Source organism: Streptomyces sp. RLA012 (assembly GCF_056270325.1).
In genome coordinates this window covers 3,293,838-3,306,535 of sequence record NZ_JBWDPA010000002.1, presented here as the reverse complement: position 1 = coordinate 3,306,535, position 12,698 = coordinate 3,293,838, and the positions used below count along the sequence as shown (strand labels likewise).

The following is a 12,698-nucleotide window of genomic DNA, read 5'->3' as shown; positions in this document are numbered from 1 at the left end:
AAAAGGCAACAACGGAATCACTTGTTGGAGTCCCTTTGCTCTGTCAGGATCGGCACTCAAATCGAGCCGGAGCTACGCCGACCCCCGCGGCAACGGGGGGGGGGTGGCGGAGGAGAGCGCATGCACAATCCGGGCCATCGCTTCCAGGCGCAGGACCGCTTCGCGGACGGCGCGCAGTTCATCGCGGGGCGGCTGACCAAGGGCACCTCGGGCCGTCCGTACGCGGTGGTCGACCCCGCCACCGGCGAGGAGGTCTACACCTACGAGCTGGCGAGCACCGCGGACGTGGACACGGCCGTCGCCGCCGCCCGCGAGGCGTTCCCCGGCTGGGCGGGCGCCACCCCCGCCGAGCGCTCCGACGCCCTGCACCGCTTCGCCGCCGTGCTCGCCGACCAGGCCGAGGAGTTCGCCCGGGCGGAGTCGCTCCAGTGCGGAAAGCCCCTCAAGCTGACGCGCGAGTTCGACGTGCCGGGCACCATCGACAACACCGCGTTCTTCGCGGGCGCGGCCCGGCATCTGCAGGGCCAGTCGGCGGGCGAGTACTCCGGCGACCACACCTCGTACGTACGCCGTGAACCCATCGGCGTCGTCGGCTCCATCGCGCCCTGGAACTACCCCCTCCAGATGGCCGCCTGGAAGATCCTCCCGGCGATCGCCGCGGGCAACACCATCGTGCTGAAGCCCGCCGAGCTGACCCCGCTGACCTCGCTCCTGTTCGCCGAGGCCGCCACCCGGGCGGGCATCCCGGACGGGGTGATCAACATCGTGACGGGGGCGGGCAGGGACGCCGGTGAGCACCTCGTCGGCCACCCCGACGTGGCGATGACCTCCTTCACCGGGTCCACCGCCGTCGGCAAGCGCGTCGCCGAGATCGCCACCTCGACCGTCAAGCGGCTCCACCTGGAGCTGGGCGGCAAGGCCCCCTTCGTGGTCTTCGACGACGCGGACCTGGACGCCGCCGTGAACGGCGCGGTCGCGGGCGCGCTCATCAACACCGGGCAGGACTGCACGGCCGCCACGCGCGCGTATGTGCAAAGGCCCCTCTACGAAGAGTTCGTCGAAAGGACGGCCGCCCTGATGGCGAGCGTCCGCCTCGGCGACCCCTTCGCGCCCGGCACCGACCTCGGCCCGCTGATCTCGCACGCCCAGCGCGACCGCGTGGCCGGATTCGTCGACCGGGCCCGCGGCTACGCGCGCGTGGTGACAGGAGGGGAGATCCCCCAGGAGCTCAAGGACGGCGCGTACTACCGGCCCACCCTCGTCGCCGACGCTCCCCAGGACAGCGAGATCGTGCAGTCCGAGATCTTCGGCCCCGTCCTGGTGGTGCTCCCCTTCGACAGCGACGACGAAGGGATCCGGCTCGCCAACGACACTCCCTACGGTCTCGCCGCCTCCGCCTGGAGCCGGGACGTGTACAGGGCCAACCGTGCCACCCGCGAGATCAAGGCGGGCTGCGTATGGGTCAACGACCACATTCCGATCATCAGCGAGATGCCGCACGGCGGCTACCGGGCATCCGGCTTCGGCAAGGACATGTCGGCGTACTCGTTCGAGGAATACACCCAGATCAAGCACGTCATGTTCGACAACACTGCGGCGGTCAGGAAGGACTGGCACCGCACGATCTTCGGGGACCGGCCCTAGCCGGGACCTGAGTCGGCCGCGCGTCGACTTCCGGCTTCGCCGAGTGGCAGACCAGGCCGCGACCACGGCCGCGATCCTTCCGAAAGGGCACCACGAGCATGGAGCAGTACGAGCCCGACCGCCTGTCCCCGGCCCAAGTGGCCGCCGTGCGGCGCAGCTTCAGGAACGGCAGGGCCGCGCTCAGCCGCCGCTCGCTGCTGCGCGCCTCCGCGGGCGGCGCACTCGCCGTCGGCGGGCTCGGCGCGCTGAGCGGCTGTGGGATCCCCGCGGCCGGCAAGACCCAGGGCGGTGTGTCCGCCGAGGACCACTCGGCCAAGGAGAAGACGATCAACTTCTCCAACTGGACCGAGTACATGGACGTCGACGACAGCGAGAAGCACCACCCGACGCTCGACGCGTTCACCAAGCGCACCGGTATCTCGGTCAAGTACACCGAGGACATCAACGACAACGTCGAGTTCTTCGGCAAGATCAAGCCGCAGCTCGCCGCGGGCCAGGACACCGGGCGCGACCTGATCGTCGTCACCGACTGGCTGGCCGCCCGGCTGATCCGCTTCGGCTGGGTGCAGAAGCTGAACGCGTCCAACCTCCCGCACGCGTACGCGAACCTCTCCGGGCAGTTCCGCAGCCCCGACTGGGACCCGGGCCGCGCCTACTCCTACCCCTGGCAGGGCATCTCGACGGTCATCGCCTTCAACAAGAAGGCGCTGGGCGGCATCGAGGTGAAGTCGATCTCCGACATGCTCGACAACCCCAAGCTCAAGGGGCGCGTCGGCTTCCTCTCGGAGATGCGCGACAGCATGGGCATGACGCTGCTCGACATGGGCAAGGACCCGGCGAAGTTCACCGACGACGACTTCGACGCGGCGATCGCCCGTCTGCAGAAGGCCGTCGACAAGGGCCAGATACGCCGCTTCACCGGCAACGACTACACGTCCGACCTCACCAAGGGCGACCTCGCGGCCTGTGTGGCCTGGGCGGGCGACGTCGTCCAGCTCAAGGCGGACAGCCCGGACGTGGACTTCATCATCCCGGAGAGCGGCTATCTGACCTCGACGGACAACATGCTGATCCCCAACAAGGCCCGTCACAAGACGAACGCCGAACGGCTCATGGACTATTACTACGAGCCGAAGCCGGCCGCGCAGCTCGCCGCGTACATCAACTACGTCTGTCCCGTCGACGGGGTCAAGGACGAGCTTGCCAAGATCGACCAGTCGGCGGCGGACAACCCGCTGATCATCCCCGACAAGGCCATGGCCGCGAAGTCCCACGCCTTCCGCTCACTGACGCAGACGGAAGAGACGGCCTACGAAGAGAAGTTCGCCAAGCTCACCGGGGCGTGATGCCTCCGGCGGCCGAGCGGTCGCGGTGGTCCGGGCCGTCCGGGTGGTTGCCCGGCGCCCAGGAGACCCGTGTCGGCTCCGCCGCGCGGCCCCCGACCGGCCCCCGACCGGCGCAGCGACCGCAGTCCGCCCCGGACACCCCTACGACCCCGACCCCCAGGGACCCACCATGACGACAGACAACGGCGGCGACGTCCGCCTCTCCGGGATCAGCAAGACGTACGGCTCCTTCGCGGCCGTCCACCCGCTCGATCTGACCGTTCCCCAGGGATCGTTCTTCGCCCTCCTCGGGGCGTCGGGCTGCGGAAAGACCACCACCCTGCGGATGATCGCGGGTCTGGAGGAACCTTCCTCCGGCACCGTCTTCCTCGGCGAGCAGGAGGTGACGCACCTGCCGCCCTACAAGCGGCCGGTGAACACCGTCTTCCAGTCCTACGCCCTCTTCCCGCACCTCGACATATTCGAGAACGTCGCCTTCGGCCTGCGCCGACGCGGCATCAAGTCGGTGAAGAAGCAGGTCGAGGACATGCTGGAGCTCGTCCAGCTCGGCGAGCAGGCCCGCAAGAAGCCGCACCAGCTCTCCGGCGGCCAGCAGCAGCGCGTCGCGGTGGCCCGCGCCCTGATCAACCACCCCAAGGTGCTGCTCCTCGACGAGCCGCTCGGCGCCCTCGACCTCAAGCTGCGCCGCCAGATGCAGTTGGAGCTCAAGCGCATCCAGACCGAGGTCGGCATCACCTTCGTGCACGTCACGCACGACCAGGAGGAGGCCATGACGATGGCCGACACGGTCGCCGTGATGAACGCGGGCCGCGTCGAGCAGCTCGGCGCCCCCGCCGACCTCTACGAGAACCCGCAGACCACGTTCGTCGCCAACTTCCTCGGCACCTCGAACCTGATCGAGGCCGAGGTCGACACCAAGAACGGCGACGAGATCGTGCTGAAGGCGGGCGGCGGCAAGCTGCTCCTGCCGCAGGCCCGCTGTGCGGCGCCCACGACGACCGGCGGCAAGGTCCTGGTCGGTGTCCGCCCCGAGAAGGTCTCGCTCACGCACGCCGACGACGTGGGTGAGATCCCGGTCGGCCGCAACCGGATCACCGGCAGGATCGCCGACTCCAGCTTCATCGGCGTCTCCACGCAGTACGTCATCGACAGCGCCGTCTGCCCCGAGTTCGAGGTCTACGCCCAGAACATCGACCGCGACGCCCGGCTCGTCCCCGGGGCCGAGGTCGTCCTGCACTGGAGCCCGGCGCACACCTTCGGCCTCGACGCGGCGCAGGATATCGATGCGGGCGTCGAGACGGTTGAGGAAGAGGCCGCCTGATGTCGTCGCTCACCGAGGCGCCGCCGTCTCTCGCGCCCGCCGCCCCGGACAAGAAGCCGCCCCGCAAGCGCGGCCGGCTCGTCCCGTACTGGCTGCTCCTGCCCGGCATCCTCTGGCTGCTGGTCTTCTTCGCGCTGCCGATGATCTACCAGGCCTCCACGTCCGTGCAGACGGGCTCCCTGGAGGAGGGTTTCAAGGTCACCTGGCACTTCCAGACGTACTGGAACGCGCTGGCCGACTACTGGCCCCAGTTCCTGCGCTCGGTGCTGTACGCGGGCGCGGCGACGATCCTGTGTCTGGTGCTCGGCTACCCGCTGGCGTATCTGATCGCCTTCCGCGCGGGCCGCTGGCGCAATGTGGTGCTGATCCTGGTCATCGCGCCGTTCTTCACCAGCTTCCTGATCCGCACGCTCGCCTGGAAGACGATCCTCGCGGACGGCGGCCCGGTGGTCGGCGCGCTCAACACCCTGCACGTCCTGGACGTCACCGACTGGCTCGGCTTCACGTCCGGCGACCGTGTCCTGGCCACACCACTCGCGGTGGTGTGCGGCCTCACGTACAACTTCCTCCCGTTCATGATCCTGCCGCTCTACACCTCGCTGGAGCGCATCGACGGGCGGCTGCACGAGGCGGCGGGCGACCTGTACGCGAGGCCGTTCACGACCTTCCGGAAGGTCACCTTTCCGCTGTCGATGCCCGGTGTCGTCTCGGGCACCCTGCTGACCTTCATTCCGGCCAGCGGTGACTACGTCAACGCCGACCTGCTCGGCTCCACCGACACCCGGATGGTCGGCAACGTCATCCAGACGCAGTTCCTGCGGATCCTCGACTATCCGACGGCCGCCGCCCTCTCGTTCATCCTCATGGCCGCGATCCTCATCATGGTCACCCTCTACATCCGCAAGTCCGGGACGGAGGATCTGGTCTAAATGGCCTTCGTACGCTGGTTCAAGAAGAATCTCGTCGTCATCGGGGGACTGCTGACGCTCGGATATCTGCTGCTGCCCAACGTCGTTGTCACGGTGTTCTCCTTCAACAAACCGAAGGGGCGCTTCAATTACGAGTGGCAGCACTTCTCCACGGACGCCTGGCGCGATCCGTGCGGGGTCGCCGACATGTGCGGCTCGCTCTCGATCAGCCTCCAGATCGCCGTCTGGGCGACCATCGGGGCCACGGTCCTCGGCACGATGATCGCCTTCGCGCTGGTCCGCTACCGCTTCCGGGCGCGCGGCGCGGTGAACTCGCTGATCTTCCTGCCGATGGCGATGCCCGAGGTCGTGATGGCCGCCTCGCTGCTCACCCTCTTCCTCAATCTGGGTGCTCAGTTGGGTTTCTGGACGATCCTGATCGCCCACATCATGTTCTGCCTCAGCTTTGTCGTGACGGCCGTCAAGGCGCGGGTGATGTCGATGGACCCGCGCCTGGAACAGGCGGCACAGGACCTCTACGCCGGCCCGGTGCAGACGTTCCTCCGGGTCACCCTGCCCATCGCGGCCCCCGGTATCGCGGCGGGTGCGCTGCTCGCCTTCGCGCTCTCCTTCGACGACTTCATCATCACCAATTTCAACGCGGGCTCGACGGTCACCTTCCCCATGTTCGTGTGGGGCTCGGCACAGCGCGGAACACCCGTTCAGATCAATGTCATCGGTACGGCCATGTTCCTCGTCGCCGTACTGTTCGTGCTGGCCGGAATGGTCATCGGTAATCGCCGCAACAGGCAAAAGGCGTAAGCCCCGGAAAAACCCCTGTAGGGAGTTGAAATCATGGCCCCGAGTGCCATGACCCGTTGGACCGCGTCCCTTTCCGAAGCCCAGCCGGTTCCGTACTGGCTGGACGACCCCGGCAAACCCCGCCCCGAGCCCGCCCTCACCGGCGCCGAGACCTGCGACCTGCTCGTCGTCGGCGGCGGCTACAGCGGACTGTGGACCGCGTTGATCGCCAAGGAGCGCGACCCACGGCGGGAGGTGGTGCTCCTGGAGGGCCGCGAGGTGGGCTGGGCCGCCTCGGGCCGCAACGGCGGCTTCTGCGCCGCGTCCCTGACCCACGGGCTGGCCAACGGGCTGACCCGCTGGCCCGACGAGATCGGGAAGCTGGAGGAGCTGGGCGCCCGCAACCTCGACGAGATCGAGGCGGCCGTCGCCCGCTACTCCCTCGACTGCGACTTCGAGCGCAGCGGTGAGATCGACGTCGCCACCGAGCCGCACCAGGCGGCCGAGCTGCGCGCGTGGCACCAGGAGTTGCGCGACCGGGGCCTCGCCGACGGCATCGAGTTCCTGGACGCCGACGCGGTCCGCGAACAGGTCGACTCGCCGACCTTCCTGGCCGGTCTGCACGACCGCCGCGGTGTCGCCATGCTCCACCCCGCCAAACTCGTCTGGGGCCTCAAGCGCGCCTGTCTGCGGCTCGGGGTGCGGGTGTACGAGCACACCCCCGCGCTCGCCCTGAAGGCGTACGGCGCCGGCATGGCCGTACGCACCCCGTACGGATCGGTCCGCGCCCGCAGGGTGGCCCTCGCCACCAACATCTTCCCGAACCTGGTCAAGCGGGTGCGCGCGTACACCGTGCCGGTCTACGACTACGCGCTGATGACCGAACCCCTGACCGCCGACCAGCTGGCGTCCGTCGGCTGGAAGAACCGCCAGGGCCTCGGGGACTCGGCGAACCAGTTCCACTACTTCCGGCTCTCCGCCGACAACCGTGTCCTGTGGGGCGGTTACGACGCGATCTACCCGTACGGCGGCCGGGTGCGCGCCGAGTACGACGACCGGCCGGAGACGTACGCGAAGCTGGCAGGGCACTTCTTCACCTGCTTCCCGCAGCTGGAGGGCGTCCGCTTCAGCCACGCGTGGGGCGGTGCGATCGACACCTGTTCGCGCTTCTCGGCCTTCTTCGGCACGGCGCACCACGGCAAGGTCGCCTACGTGGCCGGCTATACGGGCCTGGGGGTGGGCGCGACCCGGTTCGGCGCGGAGGTGATGCTCGATCTGCTGGCGGGGGAGCGCACCGAGCGCACGGAGCTGGAGATGGTCCGCAAGAAGCCGCTGCCGTTCCCGCCCGAGCCCTTCGCCTGGACGGGCATCGCGCTGACCAAGTGGTCGCTGGCGCGCGCGGACGCGCACGGCGGGCGGCGCAATCTGTGGCTGCGGACGATGGACAGGCTGGGGCTGGGCTTCGACAGCTGAGCCGCTGTGCCGGGGCGTGCGCCGCACTGGGTGATCCACAGGCGTACGCCCAGCTCGTCCCTGTGACCCGGCTCACTACCAACAAGGAGCGGAAGTCGCGTAATGCCTGGGCCAAACCTCCCTCTCCTCTCTGACGCGACCAGCGTCGACACGAGGAGAAAGGGAGGTTCCGCCATGACAGGGGCCAAGACGGCGGTCGAGTGGCTGGCATCCGTGGCGCCGGATCCCGAGGCCTGCCGCCGGGAATGGGAGCGCAATCCGAGGGGGGTCGCGCTGCTGCCGGCCGGCAGGCTCTGGGACGTACTGATCCTGCCGGGCGAACTCGGCTACCCCACGCTCGACGTGCTGACCCGGGTGATAGACCAACTCGGTCCGGTGCTAGTCGACTTCGGCGACGCCCGGATGGGGTTCTTCGTGCCGCCGGGTACGGCGGCCCGGTGGCTCGGCACGGGGGTGCGCACGGTGGGTCGGGGTACCTGGATCGTGGTGCCGTATCCGGGGCGGACGACCGGCGGGGTCCGCTGGCTGGTCCCGCCGGACGGCTCCGGCACGCTCACCGATCCGGCGCTGCTGGAACTGGCCATGCACGAGGCGGTGGCGGGCCTGGCGACCGGGGAGGAGAGGTGACGGCCGTGTGAGGTGCCGGGGGTCTTGACAACCGAATTGGTCTGGACCAAGTTGGGCGCGCTCCACCCTCCTGAATTCCCCCATACCCGGAGGCAGTTGTGGATCGCACCGAACGCACCAGACCGTTCGTACGTCGCCTCGTACCTCGCCTCGTACGGAGTCGTCGAAGGCTGCCGGCCGTGTGCACGGCCATCGCCCTGGCGGTGTCCGGCCTCACCGCGCTCTCGTCGGCCGCCCGTGCGGCCGACGCGGACCTGGTCAGGAACGGCGGCTTCGAGGCGGGCCTCGACGGCTGGACCTGTACGGCGGGCGCCGTCGTCGACTCACCCGTGCGGAGCGGCAGTTCGGCGTTGCGGGCGACCCCGGCCGGCAGCGACCACGCGCAGTGCTCCCAGACCGTGACCGTGAAACCCGACTCCCCGTACACCCTCGCCGGATACGTCCGCGGCAGTTACGTCTACCTCGGCGCGAGCGGCACCGGCACCACCGACGTCTCCACCTGGACCCAGTCCGCCCCCGACTGGCAGCAGCTCACCACCACCTTCCGCACCGGCCCTTCCACCACCAAGGTCACCCTCTACACGCACGGCTGGTACGGCACCGGTGCGTACTATGCCGACGACCTCTCCCTCGTAGGCCCCGGCGTGGATCCGGGCCGCCCCCCGGCGGTGCCCACCGGCCTGGCGGTCGGCGCGGTCACCTCCTCCTCCGTCGCGCTGTCCTGGTCACCGGTGACGGGCGCGACGGGCTACGCCGTCTACCGCGACGGCGCGAAGGTCCGGACGACGACCGGCACGTCGGACACCGTGAGCGGGCTCTCGCCCTCGACGGCGTACGCCTTCCAGGTCGCGGCGGTGAACGACGCGGGGGAGTCGGCGAGGTCGGCGACGGTGACGGCGACGACGTCCGCGGGCTCCGGCGGCTCCACCGGGCACACCCTCGTCGGCTACCTCCACGCGAGCTTCGCCAACGGCTCCGGCTACACCCGGATGGCCGACGTTCCCGACAGCTGGGACTTCATCGATCTGGCCTTCGGCGAACCGACCTCCACCACCTCCGGCGACATCCGCTTCACCCGCTGCCCGGTCACCGAGTGCCCGACGGTCGAGAGCGACGCCGACTTCAAGGCGGCGATCAAGGCCAAGCAGGCGGCGGGCAAGAAGGTGCTGATCTCGATCGGCGGCCAGAACGGCCAGGTGCAGCTGACGACCACGGCCGCCCGCGACACCTTCGTCTCCTCGGTCTCGAAGATCATCGACACCTATGGCCTGGACGGCCTGGACATCGACTTCGAGGGCCACTCCCTCTCCCTGGACGCGAGCGACACCAACTTCAAGAGTCCGACCACGCCGGTGATCGTGAACCTGATCTCGGCCCTGAAGACTCTGAAGGCCAAGTACGGCTCCAAGTTCGTCCTGACGATGGCCCCGGAGACCTTCTTCGTCCAGCTTGGCTACCAGTACTACGGCACCGGCAAGTGGGGCGGCCAAGACCCGCGGGCCGGCGCCTACCTCCCCGTCATCCACGCCCTGCGCGACGACCTGACCCTCCTGCACGTCCAGGACTACAACTCCGGGCCGATCATGGGCCTCGACAACCAGTATCACTCCATGGGCGGCGCCGACTTCCACGTCGCGATGACCGACATGCTGCTCACCGGGTTCCCGGTCGCGGGCGACGCGAACAAGGTCTTCCCGCCGCTGCGCCCCGACCAGGTGGCGATCGGCATGCCGGCGTCCACGAACGCGGGCAACGGTTACGTGGCGCCGTCCGAGGTCACCAGGACCCTGGAGTGCCTGACCAGGAGGACCGACTGCGGCTCGTACGCCACCCACGGCACCTGGCCGGGACTGCGCGGCCTGATGACCTGGTCGATCAACTGGGACCGGTACGGGGGGTGGGAGTTCCGGCGGACCTTCGACGGCTACTTCGGCTGACTGCTGCTTCCGCAGACGGCTGCTTTTGGCCGACGGCCGTGTCGGCCGAGGAGGAGCCACAGAGGGAGCAGCAGCACCGCGCAGAGGCACCAACTGGCCGCCACGTCCAGCGGCCAGTGGTAGCCCCGCCGGATCAGACCGAAGGCGACGCCCAGGTTCAGGGCGAGACAGCCGGCGAGGAGAGCGCGGCGGGCTCCGGTACCCCGCAGCCACGGCATCAGGACCAGGGTCGCGCCACCGTAGGCGATGGCGGCGGTGGCGGTGTGGCCGGAGGGATAGAAGCCCGTGCCCGGGCCCATGACCGGTGGGCCCGGCCGGGCGACCAGTTCTTTCAGAGGCACGATCAATGTCGGTACGACCGCCATCAGCACCGCCGCGGCGAGGGACGGCAGCCACCAGCGGTCCCGTCCGGCCGTGCGTGCCCGCCATGCCGCATACCCGAGGACGACGGCCAGGACCGGCACCGCGACCGTGACATTGCCCAGGTCGGCGAGGAGTTCGGGGAAGCGGCCGGGGTGCACGAGGCGGGCGCTGAGGCGTTCGTCCGCGCGGGCGAGGGGGCCGTGGGCCGTGACCTGCCAGGTGATCAGCGCGAAGAGAAGGGCCGGAAGGCCGAAGAACCCGACAAGGCGGGGGAGGAAGGTCGGCCGCCCCGGAACAGGGGGGGTAGTTCCGAGGCGGCCGTCCAGATCGGATCGCCGCGCGCCCCGGGGGGTTTGGGGCGAGCGACTGTCCGATCGGTGAGGAGATCCGGAGCCGGAAGCTCCGTGTGTGTGCGCGAAGGCACGACCAGGGCGAAGCTGGGGAGGCCTCGACCCGGTGTCGCCCACAGTCCCCTGTGGGCGGGGTGTATCTCTCATCTGGGTAGAACCTACGGCAGTGGATACGGCTCCGACAGACGGAATCGCGTCCCGTCATGCACCCCGCACACGTTCTTCACACGCTCTGACCCCCGCCGCCGCAGCACCGGAACCAAGCGGAATCCGTTGTGCGCGGTCGGCCGGGTCCCGGTGACGGGGCGGGTGGGGCTTCAGATGCGGGTGAAGGCCTGCTCGATGATGTCGAGGCCCTCGTTCAGCAGGTCCTCGCCGATGACCAGCGGGGGCAGGAAGCGGAGGACGTTGCCGTAGGTGCCACAGGTCAGGACCAGCAGACCCTCCTGGTGGCAGGCCTTGGCGAGCGCGGCGGTCGCCTCCGGGTTGGGCTCCTTGGTGGCCCGGTCCTTGACCAGCTCGATGGCGATCATGCCGCCACGGCCGCGGACGTCACCGACGATGTCGAACTTCTCGGCCATCGCGCCGAGCCGAGCCTTCATGATCGACTCGATGTTCTTCGCCTTGGCGTTGAGGTCGAGTTCCTTCATCGTCTCGATCGCGCCGAGCGCACCCGCGCAGGCCACCGGGTTGCCGCCGTAGGTACCGCCCAGGCCGCCCGCGTGCGCGGCGTCCATGATCTCGGCGCGGCCGGTCACGGCGGCGAGCGGCAGACCGCCCGCGATGCCCTTGGCGGTGGTGATCAGGTCCGGGACGATGCCCTCGTCCTCGCACGCGAACCACTGGCCGGTGCGGCAGAAGCCGGACTGGATCTCGTCCGCCACGAAGACGATGCCGTTGTCCTTCGCGAACTTGCTGATGGCCGGAAGGAAGCCCTTCGCGGGCTCGATGAAGCCGCCCTCGCCGAGCACCGGCTCGATGATGATCGCGGCGACGTTGTCGGCGCCGATCTGCTTGTTGATCATGTCGATGGCCTGGGCGGAGGCCTCGGCGCCGGCGTTCTGCGGGCCGGTCAGCCAGCGGTAGCCGTACGCCACCGGCACCCGGTAGACCTCGGGCGCGAACGGACCGAAGCCGTGCTTGTACGGCATGTTCTTGGAGGTCAGCGCCATCGTGAGGTTGGTGCGGCCGTGGTAGCCGTGGTCGAAGACGACGACGGCCTGGCGCTTGGTGTACGCACGGGCGATCTTGACGGCGTTCTCGACGGCCTCGGCGCCCGAGTTGAAGAGGGCCGACTTCTTGGCGTGGTCGCCCGGGGTCAGCTCGGCCAGCGCCTCGGCGACGGCGACGTACCCCTCGTACGGCGTGACCATGAAACAGGTGTGGGTGAAGTCCTGGAGCTGCGCGGAGGCCCGGCGTACGACGGCCTCGGCGCTCGCGCCCACGGACGTCACGGCGATGCCGGAGCCGAAGTCGATCAGACGGTTGCCGTCGACGTCCTCGATGATGCCGCCGCCGGCGCGCGTGGTGAACACAGGGAGTACCGAACCCACCCCGGCCGCCACCGCGGCGGTGCGTCGGGCCTGCAGCTCCTGCGACTTCGGGCCGGGGATGGCGGTGACGACGCGGCGCTCCTGCGGAAGTGCGGTCATGAGGGGCTCCCTGATGATCTTGCGAACCGGACGGTACCCCGGTGGGCGGGGTGTGCCGGGCGGGGGTGTTTTCGGACTCTTGCCTTCTTTCTTCGCAGGCTAGAGCCGGGGGTGGCGGGTGGGCATGCTCCATGTGGGCGTTGTCGGAGGATTCGCTTGTCCGTGTTGGACATGGAGGCCCGGGGTGTCGGTGGTCCCAGGCCGCCCCCGGTCCCGCCTGGGCCCGGCGCGGGACCGGGCGCGTAAACGGTGAACTCGCCCCGCAGGGGCACTAGA

10 protein-coding genes are annotated in these 12,698 nt (G+C 69.3%); 8 read left to right on the top strand and 2 right to left on the bottom strand.

All coding sequences use genetic code 11. The annotated features are described in order from the left end of the window. The first annotated feature begins 120 nt into the window (after nucleotides 1-120). From RV986_RS14940 to RV986_RS14905, 8 genes are all read left to right on the top strand, one after another. Nucleotides 121-1,644, top strand: coding sequence for a gamma-aminobutyraldehyde dehydrogenase (locus tag RV986_RS14940; RefSeq protein ID WP_475917878.1), 1,524 nt, complete (start codon nucleotides 121-123; stop codon nucleotides 1,642-1,644). A gap of 98 nt (nucleotides 1,645-1,742) precedes the next feature. After that, nucleotides 1,743-2,990 carry a polyamine ABC transporter substrate-binding protein gene (locus RV986_RS14935; protein ID WP_475917877.1) on the top strand — a complete coding sequence of 416 codons (1,248 nt, stop codon included), beginning with the start codon at nucleotides 1,743-1,745 and terminating at the stop codon, nucleotides 2,988-2,990. A gap of 169 nt (nucleotides 2,991-3,159) precedes the next feature. Beyond that, complete coding sequence (locus RV986_RS14930) at nucleotides 3,160-4,311, top strand: ABC transporter ATP-binding protein (RefSeq protein WP_475917876.1); 1,152 nt, start codon at nucleotides 3,160-3,162, stop codon at nucleotides 4,309-4,311. Next, the gene (locus RV986_RS14925) at nucleotides 4,311-5,240 is read left to right on the top strand and encodes an ABC transporter permease (protein ID WP_475917875.1); all 930 of its coding nucleotides are present in this window, start codon (nucleotides 4,311-4,313) and stop codon (nucleotides 5,238-5,240) included. The genes RV986_RS14930 and RV986_RS14925 overlap by 1 nt, the downstream gene beginning before the upstream one ends. Then, complete coding sequence (locus tag RV986_RS14920; protein WP_475917874.1) at nucleotides 5,241-6,041, top strand: ABC transporter permease; 801 nt, start codon at nucleotides 5,241-5,243, stop codon at nucleotides 6,039-6,041. A gap of 33 nt (nucleotides 6,042-6,074) precedes the next feature. After that, nucleotides 6,075-7,493, top strand: a complete 1,419-nt coding sequence (locus RV986_RS14915; protein WP_475917873.1) for an NAD(P)/FAD-dependent oxidoreductase — start codon at nucleotides 6,075-6,077, stop codon at nucleotides 7,491-7,493. A gap of 174 nt (nucleotides 7,494-7,667) precedes the next feature. Next, complete coding sequence (locus RV986_RS14910; protein WP_475917872.1) at nucleotides 7,668-8,120, top strand: bifunctional DNA primase/polymerase; 453 nt, start codon at nucleotides 7,668-7,670, stop codon at nucleotides 8,118-8,120. A gap of 179 nt (nucleotides 8,121-8,299) precedes the next feature. After that, nucleotides 8,300-10,057 (top strand): chitinase, encoded by a 1,758-nt coding sequence (locus RV986_RS14905; RefSeq protein WP_475917871.1) that lies wholly within the window; start codon nucleotides 8,300-8,302, stop codon nucleotides 10,055-10,057. Here RV986_RS14905 and RV986_RS14900 read toward each other — a convergent pair. Together RV986_RS14900 and gabT are read right to left on the bottom strand one after the other, a co-directional pair. Next, on the bottom strand, nucleotides 10,045-10,578 hold the full coding sequence (locus tag RV986_RS14900; RefSeq protein ID WP_475917870.1) for a phosphatase PAP2 family protein: 534 nt from the start codon (nucleotides 10,576-10,578) through the stop codon (nucleotides 10,045-10,047). The genes RV986_RS14905 and RV986_RS14900 overlap by 13 nt on opposite strands. Nucleotides 10,579-11,087: 509 nt before the next feature. Further along, nucleotides 11,088-12,422, bottom strand: a complete 1,335-nt coding sequence (gene gabT, locus RV986_RS14895) for a 4-aminobutyrate--2-oxoglutarate transaminase (protein WP_475917869.1) — start codon at nucleotides 12,420-12,422, stop codon at nucleotides 11,088-11,090. Between the last annotated feature and the right edge of the window lie 276 nt (nucleotides 12,423-12,698).

Coding starts and splice junctions, on each gene's coding strand:
- RV986_RS14940 (WP_475917878.1), top strand. CDS start 121: ATGCACAATCCGGGCCATCGCTTCCAGGCGCAGGACCGCTTCGCGGAC.
- RV986_RS14935 (WP_475917877.1), top strand. CDS start 1,743: ATGGAGCAGTACGAGCCCGACCGCCTGTCCCCGGCCCAAGTGGCCGCC.
- RV986_RS14930 (WP_475917876.1), top strand. CDS start 3,160: ATGACGACAGACAACGGCGGCGACGTCCGCCTCTCCGGGATCAGCAAG.
- RV986_RS14925 (WP_475917875.1), top strand. CDS start 4,311: ATGTCGTCGCTCACCGAGGCGCCGCCGTCTCTCGCGCCCGCCGCCCCG.
- RV986_RS14920 (WP_475917874.1), top strand. CDS start 5,241: ATGGCCTTCGTACGCTGGTTCAAGAAGAATCTCGTCGTCATCGGGGGA.
- RV986_RS14915 (WP_475917873.1), top strand. CDS start 6,075: ATGGCCCCGAGTGCCATGACCCGTTGGACCGCGTCCCTTTCCGAAGCC.
- RV986_RS14910 (WP_475917872.1), top strand. CDS start 7,668: ATGACAGGGGCCAAGACGGCGGTCGAGTGGCTGGCATCCGTGGCGCCG.
- gabT (WP_475917869.1), bottom strand. CDS start 12,422: ATGACCGCACTTCCGCAGGAGCGCCGCGTCGTCACCGCCATCCCCGGC.